Here is a 17,222-nt window from a genome sequence, read left to right on the forward strand (position 1 = left end):
CATCATCGATCAGGCGGCCGCGCGCTGCGCCGCGTGCGCGGCCACAACGGCCTCCAGCGCCCCGGCCATGCCTGGAAGGACTGGCTCTGGCGGCTGCACCTGCGGCTGGGCCGCAGCGATCTTGGCCTCAAACTCATGGCGGAAGTGCTTGAGCATGGCACGTACCGGCATTGCAGCGGCATCGCCCAGCGCACAGATTGTGCGGCCCTGGATGTTGCCAGCCACAGAGTCCAGCAGCTCCAGATCACCGGGACGGCCGTGGCCGTGCAAAATGCGGTGCACTACGCGCGAAAGCCAGCCCGTGCCTTCGCGGCAGGGCGTGCACTGACCGCAGGACTCATGGGCGTAAAAGTAGGACAGGCGCGCCAGCGACTCGACCATGCAGCGCGTGTCGTCCATGACAATCACCGCGCCCGAGCCCAGCATGGAGCCGGCCTTGGCGATGGAGTCGTAGTCCATCGTGCATTCCATCATCATCGCCGCCGGAATCACGGGCGCGGACGAGCCGCCGGGGATCACAGCCTTGAGGGTGCGCCCTGGGCGCACACCGCCAGCGAGCTCCAACAGCTTGGCAAAGGGCGTTCCCATGGGAATTTCATAATTGCCCGGCAGCTGCACGTCGCCGCTGACCGAGAAAATCTTGGTACCGCCGTTGTTGGGCTTGCCGCACTCCAGGTAGGCCTGACCGCCATTGCGCACAATCCAGGGCACGGCGGCAAAGGTCTCGGTATTGTTGATGGTGGTGGGCTTGCCAAACAGGCCAAAGCTGGCTGGGAACGGCGGCTTGAAACGTGGCTGGCCTTTCTTGCCTTCCAGCGATTCCAGCAGGGCTGTTTCCTCGCCGCAGATGTAGGCGCCAAAGCCGTGGTGGGCATGCAGCTCGAAACTGAAGCCCGTGCCCAGGATGTTCTGGCCCAGGAAGCCCGCCGCGCGCGCTTCCTCCAGGGCGGCCTCGAAGCGCTCATAGACCTCGAAGATTTCGCCGTGGATGTAGTTGTAGCCCACGCTGGCGCCCATGGTGTAGCCCGCCAGGATCATGCCTTCGATGACGATGTGCGGGTTGTACATCAGGATGTCGCGGTCCTTGCAGGTGCCCGGCTCGCCCTCGTCCGAGTTGCAGACCACGTATTTCTGCCCCGGGAAGTTGCGCGGCATGAAGCTCCACTTCAGGCCGGTGGGAAAGCCCGCGCCGCCACGGCCGCGCAGGCTCGATTCCTTGAGCAAGGCCACCATGTCATCCTGGCTCAGACCCTGGCCGCCGTCCTTGCCCAACACCTTTTTCAGCGCGCGGTAGCCGCCGCGGTTTTGGTAATCGCGCAGCGACCAATTGCTGCCGTCGAGGTGCGCGTAGATCTGAGGCTCAATGTGGCGACCGTGAAAGCAGGTCTCGCGGCCGGTGGACTTGAACGGCTGAAGAATGTCTCGCAGGCTCATTGGCTGCCCTCCGCACGCAAGGCGTCGACGAGTTGGTCGAGGCGCTCGTTGCTCATGAAACTGCACATGTCGCGGTCATTGACCAGCATCACCGGCGCATCCGCGCAAGCACCCAGACACTCACACTGCTGTAGCGTGAACATGCCGTCGACCGTGGTCTCGCCCATGTGCACTTTCAGACGCTGCTCCAGGTGCTGCAGCGCCTCTTTGCCGCCGCGCAGCTGGCATGGCAAGTTGGTGCAGACAGCCAGCTTGAACTTGCCTACTGGCTGCTGGTTGTACATGTTGTAGAAGGTCGTGACCTCATGCACGGCAATCTCGGGCATGTCCAGATAAGCGGCGATTTCGGCCTCGCTTTGCTGGCTGATGTAGCCTTGCTCCTGCTGCACGATGGACAGGCAGGCCATCACGGCCGATTGCTTGCGCTCGGGCGGGTATTTGGCGACCTCGCGCGCAAAGCGCGCCTTGGTGGCTTCGGTAATCATCGGTCAACCTCCCCAAACACGATATCCAGCGTCCCCAGAATCATCACTGCATCCGAGAGCATGTAGCCGCGCGTGACGGCATCCATGGCCGACAGGTGCGCAAAGCCGGGCGCGCGAATCTTCATGCGATAGGGCTTGTTGGCGCCATCGCTGATCATGTAGATGCCGAACTCGCCCTTGGGGTGCTCGACTGCGGCATAGGTCTCGCTCTCGGGCACCTTGAAGCCTTCGGTGAACAGCTTGAAGTGGTGGATCAGCTCCTCCATGCCCGACTTCATGTTGGCGCGCGGCGGCGGCGCCACTTTGCGGTCGGCGGTGATGACGGGGCCGGGGTTGGCGCGCAGCCAGTCCACGCACTGCTTGATGATGCGGTTGGCCTCGCGCATTTCGCGCATGCGCACCAGATAGCGGTCGTAGCAATCGCCGGTCACGCCCACGGGCACATCGAACTCAACGCGGTCGTACACGTCGTAGGGCTGCATCTTGCGCAGATCCCAGGCCACGCCCGAGCCGCGCAGCATCGGGCCAGTCATACCCAAGTTCAATGCATCCTCGGCGCTGACCACGCCAATGCCCACGGTACGCTGCTTCCAGATGCGGTTGTCGGTCAGCAGCGTCTCATATTCATCCACGCACTTGGGAAAGCGCTGCGTGAAGTCGTCGATGAAATCCAGCAGGCTTCCCTGACGCGCTTCGTTGAGGCGGTCCAGGCTGCGCTGATTGCGCACCTTGGAGGCCTGGTACTGAGGCATGGTGTCAGGCAGGTCGCGGTACACGCCCCCCGGACGGAAATAGGCCGCGTGCATGCGCGCGCCGGACACCGCCTCGTAGATGTCGAACAAATCCTCACGCTCGCGAAAGGCGTAGATCAGAATGGTCGAGCTGCCAGCATCATTGCCATTGCCGCCCAGCCACATCAAGTGGTTGAGGATGCGGGTAATCTCGCTGAACATCACGCGGATGTACTGCGCTCGCAGCGGCACCTCAATGCCCAGCATCTTTTCGATGGCCAGGCAGTACGCATGCTCGTTGCACATCATGGAGACGTAGTCGAGACGGTCCATGTAAGGCAACGACTGGATGTAGGTCTTGTGCTCGGCCAGCTTCTCGGTGGCGCGATGCAGCAGGCCAATGTGCGGGTCGGCGCGCTGCACCACCTCGCCATCGAGCTCCAGCACCAGACGCAGCACACCGTGCGCAGCCGGGTGCTGCGGGCCAAAGTTGAGCGAATAGTTCTTGATTTCAGCCATCGTGTCGTTCCCAACCTTCGGGCGCGCTCAGCGCCAATTCAGTGCGGGCCTCCATAGGTGTCCTCACGGATCACGCGCGGCGTAATCTCGCGCGGCTCGATGGTCACAGGCTGGTACACCACGCGCCCCTGCGCCTCGTCATAGCGCATCTCCACATGTCCGGAGAGGGGAAAGTCTTTGCGGAACGGGTGACCGATGAAACCGTAGTCAGTCAGAATGCGGCGCAGGTCATCGTGTCCATCGAAGACGATGCCATACAGGTCAAACGCCTCTCGCTCATACCAGTTGGCCGAGCGCCAGATGCCAATCAGCGAAGGCAACACAGGGAAGTCATCGTCCTCGGCCAAGCAGCGCACGCGCACGCGCTGATTGAGCTGGACCGACAGCAGCTGCACCACAACGCCAAAGCGCGGCCCTTCCCACACGCCATTGCCATAGTCGGAATAGTCCACGCCGCACAGGTCGATCAAGGTGTCGAACCGGCAACCCTGGGCCTGCTGCAGCTGCTGCATCACCGGCAGGTAATTGGCAGCCGGCACGTCAATCACAACTTGATCGAGCGACAGCGACACGCGACGCACACGCTCCCCCAACAGAGCTTGCAATTGGGCGCAAAGAATTTCGGGATTGACTGCCTGCATGGCTGACTGCAGGGACTCTTGCTTGTTCATCGTGGTGCTCATGAGGCTTAGACCCTGGCGATGGTGTTCGTGCGACGCACCTTTTGCTGCAGCTGGATGATGCCGTACATCAAGGCCTCGGCCGTGGGCGGGCAGCCTGGCACGTACACATCCACGGGCACCACACGATCACAGCCGCGCACCACCGAATAGCTGTAGTGGTAGTAACCACCGCCATTCGCGCAAGAGCCCATGGAAATCACCCAACGCGGCTCGGCCATCTGGTCGTAAACCTTGCGCAAGGCAGGCGCCATCTTGTTGCACAGCGTACCGGCCACGATCATCAGATCGGCTTGCCGGGGGCTGGCGCGAAACACTTCCGCACCAAAGCGAGAAAGGTCATAACGGGCCGCCGCAGTGTGCATCATCTCCACGGCACAGCACGCCAAGCCAAAAGTAACGGGCCACAAAGAGCCCGATTTCGCCCAGTTCGCCACCGCATCGTAGGTCGTGGTGACAAAGCCCTGCTTGAGGACGCCTTCAATCATTTTTATTCTCCTCGGCGGAGTGCATCCGCCAACCGGGAAACCCGATCACTCCCAGGTCAGAGCGCCTTTTGCCCACTCATAGGCAAAACCCACCACCAGAATGGTCAGGAATATCAACACCGCAACGAAGCCAACCAAGCCAACATCGCGCAATGCCACTGCCCAAGGAAAAAGGAAGGCAATCTCCAGATCGAACAAGATGAACAGGATTGCCACCAGGTAGTAGCGCACATCGAACTTCATGCGCGCATCATCAAAAGCCTCGAAGCCACACTCGTAGGCCGAATTCTTGGCTGCATAAGGCCTCGTTGGCCCCAAGATCCACCCCAGCACCAGGGGAACCACCCCGACCAGGCCACCAACCAGAATGAACAACAGGACGGGCAGATACTGATCAAGAGTCATGGATAAGGGCCATCGTGCGGAGCCTGACATTGCACTGCGAAGCCATGCGTGCAATGAAGACTTTTGTAATCTGGTTATGGTGCCGTCGGCGAGACTCGAACTCGCACAGCCATGGGCCACTACCCCCTCAAGATAGCGTGTCTACCAATTCCACCACGACGGCGCAATGTACTTGCTTTTGATGTGCTTGCCGCGCTGAACATCAGGCTTGCAAGCACCTGTCCCATTTGCAGGACAGCAAGTATTCTAACCACGTTTTCACGTGTCTCCGGGCTTCTAACAACCCCGGAGGTCGTTATTTTTTCTTTTTCATGACAATCTGCCTCAGCGCCTGTTCAAAGCCTTGGCAGAAGAGCGGAGCCCCCTGTTGCGCAACTGCAGGCATGCCACCGCAGCACACAGACCTGTACCGGACCTTTAGCCAACAACCATTACTGGTTGCTGCCATCCGTCGCAGCCGTGGAGGGCGCAGCCCCTTGGTTGGCCTCTGCTGCATTGCTGGCGGCCGCCTCGCCCGCAGCGGGCTGCACTGCCGCAGGCGCCTCGGCGGATGCTGGAGCAACGGCAGACGCTGGGGCAGCTTCAGACGCAGTCGGCGTCGGCGCAGGCGTAGCCGGCGTGGCATCCGGGATGGCATTTGCGCCAGTGGCACCTGCGGCTGCAGCATTGCTGGCAGCAGCCGGGGCTGGGGCCGAAGCGCCAGGAATGGCCGCTGCTGGGCCGCTCTCGGACAGCGGCGCAGGCGCGCTGCTGGCAGGCAGGCTGTCCAGCACACTGCTGCCGCTTTCATCAGCGGGACGCTGCATGCCCTGACTACCGAGGTAAGCCAGCACCAGCGTGGCGGCAAAGAACACCGTAGCGCACAGCGCCGTCATGCGCGAGAGGAAGTTGGCCCCACCCGTGGCACCAAACAGACTGCCAGAGCTGCCACTGCCAAACGCAGCCCCCATGTCGGCGCCCTTGCCGTGCTGAAGCAGGATCAGGCCCGCCATGACCAAAGCGGCCAGGATCTGGACCATCAGTACCAGTGTCATCGTCATGCTCATGTCGTATCCCTTTTTCGTTCAATCAAAATTCTTCGTGCTTGGCCCGAGAGTGACTTCAGCCCCGTGCAGCGGCAATGATGTTGAGAAAGTCCGGCGCCTTGAGCGCCGCCCCGCCGATCAGGCCGCCGTCGATGTCGGGCTGGGCCAGCAGCGCGGCGGCGTTGGCCGCGTTCATGCTGCCGCCGTAGAGGATGCGCACGCGCTCGGCGTGGGCTGTGGCCGCCTTGAGCTGTGTGCGCAGCACGGCGTGCACAGCCTGGGCCTGCTCGGGCGTGGCGGTCTGGCCGGTGCCGATGGCCCAGACGGGCTCGTAGGCCACGACGATTTCGCTGATGCAGTGGCCGTTGAGGTGGATCACCGCCGAGAGCTGGCGCTTGACGATGAACTCGGTCATGCCCTGCTCGCGCTCTTGCAGCGTCTCGCCCACGCAAACGATGGGCGTGATGCCGGCGGCCAGCGCGCACTGGGTCTTGACGGCCACTTGCTCGTCGCTCTCGCCCTGGTACTGGCGGCGCTCGCTGTGGCCGACGATGGCGTAGCGCACGCCGAACTCGCGCAGCATGGCGGCCGAGACATCGCCGGTGAAGGCGCCGCCTTCGTGCTGCGAGAGGTCCTGCGCGCCCAGCGCAATGGCCTGCTGGCCTGCCAGCAGCGCCTGCACTTGGGCCAGGTAGGCGGCGGGCGGGCATACGGCCACGTCCACCGCGGCATCGCCTGCCGCCTGGCCGATGCCTTCGCGCAGCGCCTGCACCAGCGCCTCGTTGGCGGCCAGGCTGCCGTTCATCTTCCAGTTGCCGGCGATCAGTTTGTTCTTGCTCATGTCAATGCTCCCAGGTCAGCACGATCTTGCCAATGTGCTGGTTGGACTCCATCAGCGCATGGGCGCGCGCGGCGCCGCTGGGCAGGTCATCGGCCGCTTGCAGTGCATCAAAACTGGCATGCAGCACGGGCTTGACGGCGCCGCTTTCCAGCCAGGGCCAGACCTTGGCGCGCAACGCCTGGGCGATAGCGCCCTTGAAGGCCACCGGGCGCGGGCGCAGCGTGCTGCCGGTGATGGTCAGGCGCCTGCGCAGCACCAGCGCGGCGTTGAAGCCACTGTCCACGCCGCCTTGCACGGCGATGATGAGCAGCCGGCCATCCTCGGCCAGGCATTCGACTTCGCGCTGCACGTAGCTGCCCGCCACCATGTCGAGGATGAGGTCCACGCCCCGGCCATCCGTCAGGCGGCGGGCTTCTTCGGCGAAGTCGGCCGTCTTGTAATTGATGGCGTGGTCGGCGCCCAGTTCGCACGCGGCGGCGCATTTGGCATCGGAGCCGGCGGTGACGATGACCGTGGCCCCAGCCACCTTGGCCAGCTGGATGGCCGTTACGCCAATGCCGCTGGTGCCGCCTTGCACCAGCAGGGTTTCACCCGGCTGCAAGCGGCCCCGCTCGAACACATTGCTCCAGACGGTGAAAAAGGTCTCGGGCAGCGCAGCGGCCTGCTCGTCGCTCAAGCCGCGCGGCACGGGCAGACATTGCGCCACGGGGGCGGTGCAGTACTGCGCATAGCCGCCACCGGCCAGCAGCGCACAGACGCGATCGCCCACGGCCAAGCCAGCCTGGGCCAGCGCGGCGGCATCACCGGCTTCGATGACGCCGGCCACTTCCAGCCCGGGCAGGTCGGAAGCCCCAGGCGGCGGCGGGTACAGGCCGCGGCGCTGCACCACGTCGGGCCGGTTCACGCCGGAGGCGCTCACGCGGATCAGCGCCTCGCCGGGGCCGGGCTGCGGCTGCGGGCGCTCGGCCGGGCGCAGCGCTTCAGGGCCGCCGGGGGCGCTTATTTCGATGCACTTCATGGTTTTGCGCAAATGGGTTGGCATGCAGAGGATGCAGGCAAACGGGGCAGCTGCGCCGCGTCAGCACGCAGGCAGCTCACCCCTTGATCGTTCCCAAGCGGGAGCCGCTCAGGCCTGCGGCTCCATGCCGCCGTGGCTGTCTTCGGCGGCGGGGCGGTCTTCACGCTCGGCGCGCTCGGCACGTTCAGTAGCGCGTTCGCCGCCGCGCTCAGCGCGTTCGCCGCGCGGGCGGCGCTCGCCACGGGGCTCGCGCGGTTCACGGGGTTCGCGCGCCGGGCGCTCGTCGCCGTTGCCGCCAAAGCCATTGCCCTCGCCGCCTTCGCGCGCGGGGCGCTCCAGCAGCGCCTTCATGGACAGCTTGATGCGACCCTTTTCGTCGGTCTCCAGCACCTTGACCTTGACCACCTGGCCTTCCTGCAGGTAGTCGCTCACTTTTTCCACGCGCTCGTGCGCGATCTGGCTGATGTGCAGCAGGCCGTCCTTGCCGGGCAGGATGTTGACCAGCGCGCCAAAGTCCAGCAGCTTGGTCACCGGGCCTTCGTAGACCTGGCCGACCTCGGCCTCGGCGGTGATTTCCTCGATGCGGCGGCGGGCCTCGTCGGCGCGCGCGCTGTCGGTGCTGGCGATGGTGATGGTACCGTCCTCGGCGATGTCGATGGTGCAGCCCGTTTCCTCGGTCAGCTGGCGGATGGTGGCGCCGCCCTTGCCGATCACGTCGCGGATCTTCTCCGGGTTGATCTTCATGGTGTAGAGCTTGGGCGCGTAGCTGCTGATCTCGGCCTTGGCCTCGCCCATGGCCTCCTGCATCTTGCCCAGGATGTGCATGCGCGCTTCCTTGGCCTGGGCCAGCGCGACCTGCATGATTTCCTTGGTGATGCCCTGGATCTTGATGTCCATTTGCAGTGCGGTGATGCCGCTGGTGGTGCCGGCCACCTTGAAGTCCATGTCGCCCAGGTGGTCCTCGTCGCCCAGGATGTCGGTCAGCACGGCGAAGCGGTTGCCCTCTTTGATGAGACCCATGGCGATGCCGGCCACGTGCGCCTTCATGGGCACGCCCGCGTCCATCAGGCTCAGGCAGCCGCCGCAGACCGAGGCCATGGACGAGGAACCGTTGGATTCGGTGATCTCGCTGACCACGCGGATGGTGTAGGGAAACTCGTCCTTGGCCGGCAGCAGCGGCACCAGGGCGCGCTTGGCCAGGCGGCCGTGGCCGATCTCGCGGCGCTTGGTGCTGCCCATGCGGCCGGCCTCGCCGGTGGCAAAGGGCGGCATGTTGTAGTGGAACAGGAAGCGGTCCTCGAACTCGCCGGCCAGCGCGTCGATGCGCTGCGCGTCGCGCTCGGTGCCCAGCGTGGTCACCACCAGCGCCTGCGTCTCGCCGCGCGTGAACAGGGCCGAGCCGTGGGTGCGCGGCAGCACGCTGCTGCGGATTTCGATGGGGCGCACGGTGCGCGTGTCGCGCCCGTCGATGCGCGGCTCGCCCGCCAGGATCTGGCCGCGCACGATGCTTGCCTCCAGCTCAAAGAGCTGGTTGTCCAGCTTCACCTCGTCATACGTCGCTTCTTCGGCGGTCAGCGCGGCCTTGATGGCGGCGTAGGCCTCGCGCACAGCCTGGGTGCGGGCCTGCTTGCTGCGGATCTGGTAGGCGGCGCGCAGCTTGTCCTCGGCCAGTTGGTTGACTTTGGCGATGAAGGCCTCGTCCTTGGCCTCGGGCGTCCAGGTGCCGTCCTCGGCCCACAGGGGCTTGCCAGCTTCGCGCACCAGCTCGTGGATGGCCTCGATGGCGATCTTGCCCTGCTCGTGGCCGAACACCACAGCGCCCAGCATCACGTCTTCACTGAGCTGGTCGGCCTCGGACTCGACCATCAGCACGGCAGCTTCGGTGCCGGCCACCACCAGATCGAGCTGGCTGTTCTTGCGCGCCGTGGGGCCGGGGTTGAGCACGTACTCGCCATTGATGTAGCCCACGCGCGCCGCGCCAATGGGGCCGTTGAACGGAATGCCGCTGATGGACAGCGCCGCGCTCACGCCAATCATGGCGGCGATGTCGGCGTCCACCTCGGGGTTGAGCGACAGCGTGTGGATGACCACGTGCACTTCATTGAAGAACCCTTCCGGAAACAGCGGGCGGATGGGGCGGTCGATCAGGCGGGAAGTCAACGTTTCCAGCTCGCTGGGCTTGGCCTCGCGCTTGAAAAAGCTGCCGGGGATCTTGCCGGCGGCATACGTCTTCTCGATGTAGTCCACCGTCAGCGGGAAGAAGTCCTGCCCCGGCTTGGCCTGCTTGCTGGCAGCCACCGTGGCCAGCACCACCGTGCCGTCGATGCTCACCAGCACGGCGCCGGTGGCCTGGCGGGCGATCTCGCCCGTTTCCATGACGACGGTCTTGTCGCCCCACTGAAAGGACTTGGTGACTTTGTTGAAGAGACTCATGGTTTGCTCCTGGTTGTATGGTGTGACATGGGCTCTGCAGCCTTCTGGGGCCCGCCCTTAGAGCAGAACACGATGCCATTCCATGGAGGCTGGCGCCGCCGGTTGTCGGCGTGGGGGCATCAGCCCCCATGGAATGACACAGCTTCGATCTGCCCTGCCCGCCGCCACGAATGGCGATCAAGCCATCGCCTGCGGCAAGGAAAAAGAAAATGCAGGAACGCCTGAGTGCTTCAGAGCAAACCCAGGCGTTCCTGCATTCGAGATCCGATTAGCTCAATTCCCAGTGACAGCATGGCTCAATTGCGTTCGCCGGCCTTGCTCTGACAATGCCTGCGCTCACACTTGCCGCCCTGTTGCCACCGGCAAATGGCATTACTTGCGCAGACCCAGTTTGGCGATCAGCGCGGTATAACGATCCGCATCCTTGCGCTTGAGGTAGTCCAGCAGCTTGCGACGGCGGCTGACCATGCGCAGCAAGCCGCGACGACCGTGGTGGTCTTTGGCGTGCTGTTTGAAGTGCGGCGTCAGCTCGTTGATGCGTGCTGTCAGCAAGGCCACCTGCACTTCGGGGCTGCCAGTGTCATTGGCGCTGCGCGCGTTGTCCTTGATGAGTTCGGCCTTGGTCGATGCTTCGATCATGATGTCAATTTCCTTCTTTGAGGGCCGCTGCCCCCGTTACCACAGGCGCCGCAACAGGAAATGCGTCACGGCGTGAAAAACGCGCAATTATAGCCAGACTCTGCGCCCTTTCGCCCTTTGGATGCCAGATACAGCCAGACGCCCCTGCCCACAGCGGATGACTCAGCCCCGACGCCATGCGCATGCCGAGACCGCCCTGCCCCACCTACAATCGGCGGCGTTTCTGCTCCCACGCCTTGACCGGCCTCTCTGCCATGCCTTCTTCCGATGCCCTGCCGCCTGCCCAGCTGCAGATGCAGCGCAATCTTGCCAACATGCGGCAGCGCATTGCCGCTGCCTGCGCCCGCGCCGGACGTGATCCATCGCAAGTGCGCCTGCTGCCAGTGAGCAAAACGGTGCCCGCCGAGCAGTTGCGCCTGGCCTATGCCGCTGGCTTGCGCACATTAGGCGAGAACAAGGTGCAGGAGGCCTACGGCAAATGGCAGGCACTGGACGACCTGCCCGGGCTGCGCTGGAGCATCATCGGCCACTTGCAAAGCAACAAGGCGCGCCAGGTGGCCCAGTTTGCCGATGAGTTCCAGGCCCTGGACAGCCTGCCGCTGGCGCAGGAGCTCGATCGCCGCCTGCAGCAGCACGGCCGCAGCCTGGACGTGCTGGTGCAGGTCAACACTTCGGGAGAGGCCAGCAAGTTCGGCCTGCCCGCCAGTGAAGTGCCGCGCTTTGTGCAGCAGCTGGCGCCGTTTTCCGCGCTGCGCGTGCGCGGTCTGATGACGCTGGCCATGCCCAGCAGCGACGCTACGCTGGTGCGCGGCTGCTTCGTGCAGTTGCGCCAGTTGTTGGAGCGTTTGCAGCAGGAGACGGCCCTGGGCGCGCAGCTCAGCGAGCTATCCATGGGCATGTCGGGCGATTTTGAGTGGGCCATCGAGGAAGGCGCCACCATCGTGCGCATTGGCCAGGCCATCTTCGGCGCCCGCCCCAGCGCCTGACTAGGGTCTAGGGTCGCGCCCCTGCGCATCACGCCATGAACCAGCTTCTGCCTCGCGCTGCCGCCATCCGCGTATTCCTACTGTTTGCGCTGGTGTATCTGCTCTCGATGCTGGTGCGGGCCGTCACCGCCACGCTGGCGCCAGAGCTCAGCGCCAGCTTCGCGCTGGACTCTGGCGCCCTGGGGCTGCTGGCCGGCAGTTATTTCATCGGCTTTTGCCTGATGCAAATCCCGCTGGGCATTTGCCTGGACCGCTTCGGCCCGCCGCGCACTGCCGTGGCTTTCCTCTGCGTGGCATTGCTGGGCGGCGCCATGACGGCGGCGGCCCAGACTTTCCCTCAGATGCTGTTGGGCCGAACGCTGCTGGGCCTGGGGCTGGCCGCCGGCCTGATGGCGCCGCTGACGGCCTACCGCCGCTGGTACAGCCCGGCGGCTCAGGTGCGCGCCAACGCCTGGATGCAAATGGTCGGCGCGCTGGGCATGTTGCTCTCCACCTTGCCCGTGCAATGGCTGCTGCCGCAGCTGGGCTGGCGCGGCGTGTTCTGGGCCTGGTGCGGCGTGGGCGCGCTGGCGTTGTTGGGCCTGCTGTTGGGCCTGCCGCGCTGGTCGGCATCGGGCAGCGTGCTGGCCCCGCCCGGCGTGGGCGCGCCGGCCTCGGTGCTGGACATTCTCAAAGGCTACGGCGTGGTGCTGCGCAATCGCCGCTTCATCAACGTCGCCCCGCTGGCCTTTTTCGGCTATGGCGGGCTGTTTGCCATCCTGACACTCTGGGCCGGCCCCTGGCTGCGCGATGTTTCCGGGCAAACGGCCGAGCAGGCTGCCGCCGGCCTGCTGGGCATCAACACCGCCATGATGTTGGCCTTTTTTGCCTGGGGCCTGGTGGCCGCGCCGCTGGAGCGACGCGGCCTGCAACTGGAGTCGTTGACGCTGGGCACCATGCTGCTGGGCCTGCTGGTGCTGCCTTGGGTCGTCTGGCAGGGCGCGGACAGCCGCTGGCCGCACTGGGCGGCTTACTGCCTGAGCCTGACCGGTTTTTCTCTGGTGCAGCCCAAGCTGGCCCAGCAATTCCCCAGCCAGTTGGCCGGGCGAGCGCTGACGGCCTTCAATCTGGTGATCTTCACAGGCACCTTCTTCGTGCAATGGGGCCTGGGCCTGGCCATTGACCTGCTGCAAACGCTGGGCTGGTCGCAGCCGGCGGCCTACCAGGGCGCGATGCTGCTGCTGTGGCTGTGCAAGCTGTTGGCGCTGGGCTGGTTCCTGCGGCGGCACCTGCCACCCGCACGGCCCAACGCCGGGCCGGACGAGCACGCACAGCGCGTATGATCGGCGCAACGCTTGCGCTTTGCACAGCCCTTGCACGCCCGCGATTTCCCCCAGCCATTCCCCATGCCCGCCTGCCGCATCCTGATCGTCGCCCACACCCCCCTGGCCAATGCCCTGAAGGCCTGCGCCGCCCATGTGCTGGCCGAGCTGGCACAGGACGTGCTGACGCTGGACGTACAGCCCACGCACGACACCGCCTGGGGCCTGGCACAGGCGCCTGCCCTGCTGGGCGCATCGCAAACGCCCGTGCTGCTGCTCACCGACGTGGTGGGCGCAACCCCTTACCACGTGGCCTGCGCGCTGCAGCAATGGTGTGCCGCGCATGGCATTAGCGCCCAGGTGCTGACCGGCGCCAACCTGCCCATGCTGCTGCGCAGCCTGACCTACCGCCACGAGCCGCTGCCCGTGCTGCTCGAGCGCGCCCAAAGCGGCGGCGTGCAAGGCATTGCCGCCGTGCCCAGCGCGGCCCCATCACCCAGCCCAGCCTCCGCATGATTCAAACCACCGCCACCATCGTCAACAAATTGGGCCTGCACGCACGGGCCTCCGCCAAGCTGACCAAGCTGGCCAGCAGCTTTCCGTGCCAGGTGTGGATGGCGCGCAACGGGCGCCGCATCAACGCCAAAAGCATCATGGGCGTGATGATGCTGGCTGCCGGCCAAGGGGCACAGGTGCAGCTCGAAACCGAAGGCGAACAAGAAGAACAGGCCATGCAAGCTCTGCTGGAGCTGATTGCCGACCGCTTTGGCGAAGGCGAATGAGCGGCGCCTCACAGCCGCCGCCAGCGGGCACGGTCGGCAAGGCCGACGCGGCACATTTTGAGGAGAGGAGAACACGCATGAAACCACCCATCCAAGGCATCGCCGTCTCAAGCGGCATCGCCATTGGCCGGGCCTTGCTGCTGGGCAAGGAGCCACTGCCCGTGCAGCACTACCTGGTCGGCAAGGCCCAGGTGGCGCGCGAGCTGCAGCGCCTGGAAAAAGGCTTTGCCCTGGCCATCGGCGAGCTGCGCCGCGTGCAGCACAGCATTGCCGAAGACCCGGCCTCCAGCGATCTGCACGCGCTGCTGGACGTGCACGCCATGCTGCTGGAGGACGAGGCGCTGCAGCAAGGCGCTGCCGCCTTTGTGCGCCAGCGCCGCTACAACGCCGAGTGGGCGCTGATGCAGCAACTGGCCCAGTACGCGCGCGAGTTCGACGCCATGGACGACGACTACCTGCGCGAGCGCAAAACCGATCTGGAGCAGCTCGTCGCCCGCGTCGTGCAATGCATTCAGGCGCAGGATCGGCAAGGTCGCGGCCAGGCCGCTGCACCGCCGCCGGGCGCCTTGGGCGCGGCCCTCAGCAGCATCCAACAAACTCAGGCCACTCTCAAGGCCCCAACGCCTCAGGCAACTCAACAAAATCCACAACAGGCCAGTCAGAGCCACCCAACAGCAGAAGACTTGCCGCTGATCGTCGTCGCCCACGAACTGGCTCCGGCGGACATGCTGCACTTTCGGCAAAACATCTTTGCCGGCTTCGTCGTCGACACCGGCGGCACCACTTCACACACCGCCATCGTTGCGCGCAGCCTGGACATCCCCGCCGTAGTCGGCGCCAAAGATGCCACCAGCCGCGTCACCCAGGACTGTCTGCTGATCGTCCATGCCGATGCTGGCCAGGTCATCGTCAACCCCGATGCCGCCACCCTGGCGTACTACCGCCAGCTGCAGCAGCAGCTGCAACAGGTGCGCCAGCGCCGCCAGCGCCTGCGCTACACCCCGGCCATCACCCACGATGGCCAGGGCATCGAGCTGCTGGCCAACATCGAGCTGCCCGGCGACTGCGCCGCCGCGCTGAACAACAGCGCTGTTGGGGTTGGACTGTTCCGCAGCGAGTTTCTCTTCATGGGGCGACAAGGCACATTGCCCGACGAGCAGGAGCAATACCGCGCCTACCGCGACGCCATGCTGGCCATGCAAGGCCTGCCCGTGACCATCCGCACCGTCGACATCGGCGCGGACAAGGCGCTGGACGGCCAGGCCGTCAGCCGCCAGACTCAAGAGCACTCCGCGCTGGGGCTGCGCGCCATCCGCTGGAGCCTGGCCAGCCCGGCCATGTTCCGCACCCAGCTGCGCGCGTTGCTGCGCGCCGCAGTGCACGGGCCGCTGCGCATCCTCTTCCCGATGCTGGGCCAGCGGCAGGAAATCCAGCAGGCGCTGAACCAGCTGGAGCTGGCCCGCGAGGAGTTGCGCGCCAGTCAGACGCCATTCGGCCCCGTGCTGGTGGGCGCGATGATCGAGGTGCCCGCCGCCGCGCTGACCATCGACCAGTTCCTGCAGCACTTCGACTTCGTCTCCCTGGGCACCAACGACCTGACGCAATACACCCTGGCCGTGGACCGCGCCGACGAATCCGTGGCCCATTTGTTCGACGCCACCCACCCGGCCGTGCTGCAACTGATTGCCCACGTCATCCAGCGCTGCCAGGCGCGCGGCAAGCCCGTCTGCGTCTGCGGCGAAATCGCCGGCGAGCCCGAGCTGACCGAGCTGCTGCTGGGCCTGGGGCTGCGCTCCTTCTCCATGCACCCGGCGCAAATCCTGGCCGTCAAAGAGCGCATCCTGCTGGCCAACACCCAGGCCCTGCAGCCCTGGGCCCGCAGCGTGCTGCAGGCCGAAGACCCCAAGGCCCTGCTGCAACAAAGCCCTTGCAACGGACCTGAGGCCGCGCCGCTGCAGCCCCGCAGCGCCCACCCCTGCCCAGAGCCCACGGCGCTCAACGCATAGCCGCGTCGCGCCCGAGCAGCCCTGCTGCGCTGCCAAGTGATGCCTTGGTTACTGCCGGCCAGCGCTTTTTGCGTTGCAATGGCGCGCTTTTTCTTTGAACAGCCTCTTGCAGCAGGCCACTTGCGCACCGCAAGCAACCTGCCTGTACCGCCATCCCCAACCCACAAGGAGCCCACCCATGCACGCATGGCTTTGCAGCGACCCATCCGGCCCAGAAAAACTGCAGTGGCAGCAGCAGCCCACGCCCAGCCCCGGCAAGGGCCAGGCGCTGGTGAGCATCCACGCCGCCAGCCTGAACTTCCCCGATCTGCTGATCGTGCAGAACAAATACCAGATCAAGCCGCCCCTGCCCTTCGTGCCTGGCTCGGAATACGCCGGCGTGGTCGAAGCCATCGGCGAAGGCGTGCAGCATCTGCGGCCCGGCCAGCGCGTGGCGGCTCTGAGCGGCACGGGCGGCTTTGCCACGCACACCCTGGTCGATGCCAAGCTGTGCATGCCGCTGCCCGATGCCTTCAGCTTCGAGGATGCGGCCGCCTTCATCATGACCTACGCCACCTCCCACCACGCGCTGATCGACCGCGGCGCACTGCAGCCCGGCGAGACCGTGCTGGTGCTGGGCGCAGCCGGCGGCGTGGGCACAGCGGCAATCCAGATCGCCAAGGCCCAGGGCGCCCGGGTCATCGCCGCAGCCTCCAGCGCCGAGAAATGCGCCCTGTGCGAGCAGATCGGTGCCGATGCCAGCATCAACTACCAGGAGCAGGACCTGCGCGAAGCGCTCAAGACGCTGACCGACGGCAAGGGCCCGGACGTGATCTACGACCCCGTAGGCGGCCCATGGGCCGAGCCGGCCTTTCGCTCCATCGCCTGGCGCGGGCGCTATCTGGTGATCGGCTTTGCCGCCGGCCCCATCCCCGCGCTGCCGCTGAACCTGCCGCTGCTCAAGGGCGCGTCCATCGTCGGCGTGTTCTGGGGCGCCTTCAGCCAGAAAGAGCCGGCCGCCAACGCCGCCATGCTGCAGCAGCTGGCCCAGTGGTATCAGCAGGGCAAGATCAAGCCCGTGATCGACGCCACCCTGCCCATGCGCGAGCTGCCCCAGGCTTACGCCCGCATGGGCCAGCGCAACGTGCGCGGCAAACTGGTGCTGGTCAACGACGCGCAGGAGTGACCCGCCACAGCGCACTGCCCCCCCCCGCCTGCGCGATGGCAGCGCAGGTGGAAATGGGTATCCAGGCCCAACAGCAGCCCAAGCAAAACAGGCGCAAAAGATGCCGAAACTTGACCGCACTGATTTCTGAATGGTGGCAGTACCTGTTTTTGCTTGGCACTTCAATCAGTTAGCATGTGATAAGCACATGTTTGCTTTCTAAGAGCCTGTTCAAAGTCTCGGCGCGAGCGGGCAAAAAGTGGTTTGGGATGGGCTGCAAGGCACAAAACGCAGCCATAGCTAGG

At 65.3% G+C, this 17,222-nt stretch carries 17 protein-coding genes and 1 tRNA gene; 6 read left to right on the top strand and 12 right to left on the bottom strand.

What is annotated here, in order from left to right; genetic code table 11:
- Window positions 1–9: 9 nt before the first annotated feature.
- The 12 genes from nuoF to rpsO all read right to left on the bottom strand — a co-directional run bounded on the left by nuoF (window position 10) and on the right by rpsO (window position 10,698).
- On the bottom strand, window positions 10–1,434 hold the full coding sequence (nuoF, locus tag CK620_RS11215) for an NADH-quinone oxidoreductase subunit NuoF (protein ID WP_095550375.1): 1,425 nt from the start codon (window positions 1,432–1,434) through the stop codon (window positions 10–12).
- Window positions 1,431–1,919: an NADH-quinone oxidoreductase subunit NuoE family protein gene (locus CK620_RS11220; RefSeq protein WP_095541924.1), complete on the bottom strand. Its 489-nt coding sequence runs from the start codon at window positions 1,917–1,919 to the stop codon at window positions 1,431–1,433. The genes nuoF and CK620_RS11220 overlap by 4 nt, the downstream gene beginning before the upstream one ends.
- Window positions 1,916–3,169 (bottom strand): NADH-quinone oxidoreductase subunit D, encoded by a 1,254-nt coding sequence (locus CK620_RS11225; protein WP_095550376.1) that lies wholly within the window; start codon window positions 3,167–3,169, stop codon window positions 1,916–1,918. Before CK620_RS11225 ends, CK620_RS11220 begins: the two co-directional genes overlap by 4 nt.
- Before the next feature lie 38 nt (window positions 3,170–3,207).
- The gene (locus CK620_RS11230; protein WP_095550479.1) at window positions 3,208–3,810 is read right to left on the bottom strand and encodes an NADH-quinone oxidoreductase subunit C; all 603 of its coding nucleotides are present in this window, start codon (window positions 3,808–3,810) and stop codon (window positions 3,208–3,210) included.
- A 47-nt stretch (window positions 3,811–3,857) separates the two neighbouring features.
- Window positions 3,858–4,337 (bottom strand): NuoB/complex I 20 kDa subunit family protein, encoded by a 480-nt coding sequence (locus CK620_RS11235; protein ID WP_095538587.1) that lies wholly within the window; start codon window positions 4,335–4,337, stop codon window positions 3,858–3,860.
- Window positions 4,338–4,382: 45 nt separating this feature from the next.
- On the bottom strand, window positions 4,383–4,742 hold the full coding sequence (locus CK620_RS11240; protein WP_095550377.1) for an NADH-quinone oxidoreductase subunit A: 360 nt from the start codon (window positions 4,740–4,742) through the stop codon (window positions 4,383–4,385).
- Between the two features lie 77 nt (window positions 4,743–4,819).
- Window positions 4,820–4,905 (bottom strand) — tRNA-Leu (locus CK620_RS11245).
- Window positions 4,906–5,173: 268 nt separating this feature from the next.
- The gene (gene secG / locus CK620_RS11250) at window positions 5,174–5,782 is read right to left on the bottom strand and encodes a preprotein translocase subunit SecG (protein WP_238946107.1); all 609 of its coding nucleotides are present in this window, start codon (window positions 5,780–5,782) and stop codon (window positions 5,174–5,176) included.
- A gap of 61 nt (window positions 5,783–5,843) precedes the next feature.
- Window positions 5,844–6,608, bottom strand: a complete 765-nt coding sequence (tpiA, locus tag CK620_RS11255) for a triose-phosphate isomerase (protein ID WP_095550379.1) — start codon at window positions 6,606–6,608, stop codon at window positions 5,844–5,846.
- Window position 6,609: 1 nt separating this feature from the next.
- Window positions 6,610–7,626, bottom strand: coding sequence for an NAD(P)H-quinone oxidoreductase (locus CK620_RS11260; RefSeq protein WP_095550480.1), 1,017 nt, complete (start codon window positions 7,624–7,626; stop codon window positions 6,610–6,612).
- A gap of 108 nt (window positions 7,627–7,734) precedes the next feature.
- Window positions 7,735–10,059, bottom strand: coding sequence for a polyribonucleotide nucleotidyltransferase (pnp, locus tag CK620_RS11265; RefSeq protein ID WP_095550380.1), 2,325 nt, complete (start codon window positions 10,057–10,059; stop codon window positions 7,735–7,737).
- Between the two features lie 372 nt (window positions 10,060–10,431).
- Window positions 10,432–10,698, bottom strand: a complete 267-nt coding sequence (gene rpsO / locus CK620_RS11270) for a 30S ribosomal protein S15 (RefSeq protein WP_095541919.1) — start codon at window positions 10,696–10,698, stop codon at window positions 10,432–10,434.
- Between the two features lie 254 nt (window positions 10,699–10,952).
- Between rpsO and CK620_RS11275 the strand changes: the two genes are divergently transcribed.
- The 6 genes from CK620_RS11275 (at window position 10,953) to CK620_RS11300 (ending at window position 16,938) form a co-directional block, all read left to right on the top strand.
- Window positions 10,953–11,684, top strand: coding sequence for a YggS family pyridoxal phosphate-dependent enzyme (locus tag CK620_RS11275; RefSeq protein ID WP_095550381.1), 732 nt, complete (start codon window positions 10,953–10,955; stop codon window positions 11,682–11,684).
- 35 nt (window positions 11,685–11,719) lie between these two features.
- A complete protein-coding gene (locus CK620_RS11280) occupies window positions 11,720–13,006 on the top strand; it encodes an MFS transporter (protein WP_095550382.1) in 1,287 nt (428 codons plus the stop codon).
- Window positions 13,007–13,069: 63 nt separating this feature from the next.
- Window positions 13,070–13,501, top strand: coding sequence for a PTS sugar transporter subunit IIA (locus CK620_RS11285; RefSeq protein WP_095550481.1), 432 nt, complete (start codon window positions 13,070–13,072; stop codon window positions 13,499–13,501).
- On the top strand, window positions 13,498–13,767 hold the full coding sequence (locus tag CK620_RS11290) for an HPr family phosphocarrier protein (RefSeq protein ID WP_095550383.1): 270 nt from the start codon (window positions 13,498–13,500) through the stop codon (window positions 13,765–13,767). The genes CK620_RS11285 and CK620_RS11290 overlap by 4 nt, the downstream gene beginning before the upstream one ends.
- 77 nt (window positions 13,768–13,844) lie before the next feature.
- Window positions 13,845–15,773 (top strand): phosphoenolpyruvate--protein phosphotransferase, encoded by a 1,929-nt coding sequence (gene ptsP, locus CK620_RS11295; RefSeq protein ID WP_095550384.1) that lies wholly within the window; start codon window positions 13,845–13,847, stop codon window positions 15,771–15,773.
- A 178-nt stretch (window positions 15,774–15,951) separates the two neighbouring features.
- Complete coding sequence (locus tag CK620_RS11300; RefSeq protein WP_095550385.1) at window positions 15,952–16,938, top strand: NADPH:quinone oxidoreductase family protein; 987 nt, start codon at window positions 15,952–15,954, stop codon at window positions 16,936–16,938.
- Window positions 16,939–17,222 lie beyond the last annotated feature (284 nt).

It is taken from the genome of Vandammella animalimorsus, assembly GCF_002285285.1.
Lineage (GTDB): Bacteria > Pseudomonadota > Gammaproteobacteria > Burkholderiales > Burkholderiaceae_C > Lampropedia > Lampropedia animalimorsus.

Coding starts and splice junctions, on each gene's coding strand:
- CK620_RS11290 (WP_095550383.1), top strand. CDS start 13,498: ATGATTCAAACCACCGCCACCATCGTCAACAAATTGGGCCTGCACGCA.
- CK620_RS11230 (WP_095550479.1), bottom strand. CDS start 3,810: ATGCAGGCAGTCAATCCCGAAATTCTTTGCGCCCAATTGCAAGCTCTG.
- secG (WP_238946107.1), bottom strand. CDS start 5,782: ATGACGATGACACTGGTACTGATGGTCCAGATCCTGGCCGCTTTGGTC.
- tpiA (WP_095550379.1), bottom strand. CDS start 6,608: ATGAGCAAGAACAAACTGATCGCCGGCAACTGGAAGATGAACGGCAGC.
- pnp (WP_095550380.1), bottom strand. CDS start 10,059: ATGAGTCTCTTCAACAAAGTCACCAAGTCCTTTCAGTGGGGCGACAAG.
- CK620_RS11220 (WP_095541924.1), bottom strand. CDS start 1,919: ATGATTACCGAAGCCACCAAGGCGCGCTTTGCGCGCGAGGTCGCCAAA.
- CK620_RS11275 (WP_095550381.1), top strand. CDS start 10,953: ATGCCTTCTTCCGATGCCCTGCCGCCTGCCCAGCTGCAGATGCAGCGC.
- rpsO (WP_095541919.1), bottom strand. CDS start 10,698: ATGATCGAAGCATCGACCAAGGCCGAACTCATCAAGGACAACGCGCGC.
- CK620_RS11260 (WP_095550480.1), bottom strand. CDS start 7,626: ATGAAGTGCATCGAAATAAGCGCCCCCGGCGGCCCTGAAGCGCTGCGC.
- CK620_RS11280 (WP_095550382.1), top strand. CDS start 11,720: ATGAACCAGCTTCTGCCTCGCGCTGCCGCCATCCGCGTATTCCTACTG.
- ptsP (WP_095550384.1), top strand. CDS start 13,845: ATGAAACCACCCATCCAAGGCATCGCCGTCTCAAGCGGCATCGCCATT.
- CK620_RS11285 (WP_095550481.1), top strand. CDS start 13,070: ATGCCCGCCTGCCGCATCCTGATCGTCGCCCACACCCCCCTGGCCAAT.
- CK620_RS11240 (WP_095550377.1), bottom strand. CDS start 4,742: ATGACTCTTGATCAGTATCTGCCCGTCCTGTTGTTCATTCTGGTTGGT.
- CK620_RS11235 (WP_095538587.1), bottom strand. CDS start 4,337: ATGATTGAAGGCGTCCTCAAGCAGGGCTTTGTCACCACGACCTACGAT.
- CK620_RS11300 (WP_095550385.1), top strand. CDS start 15,952: ATGCACGCATGGCTTTGCAGCGACCCATCCGGCCCAGAAAAACTGCAG.
- CK620_RS11225 (WP_095550376.1), bottom strand. CDS start 3,169: ATGGCTGAAATCAAGAACTATTCGCTCAACTTTGGCCCGCAGCACCCG.
- nuoF (WP_095550375.1), bottom strand. CDS start 1,434: ATGAGCCTGCGAGACATTCTTCAGCCGTTCAAGTCCACCGGCCGCGAG.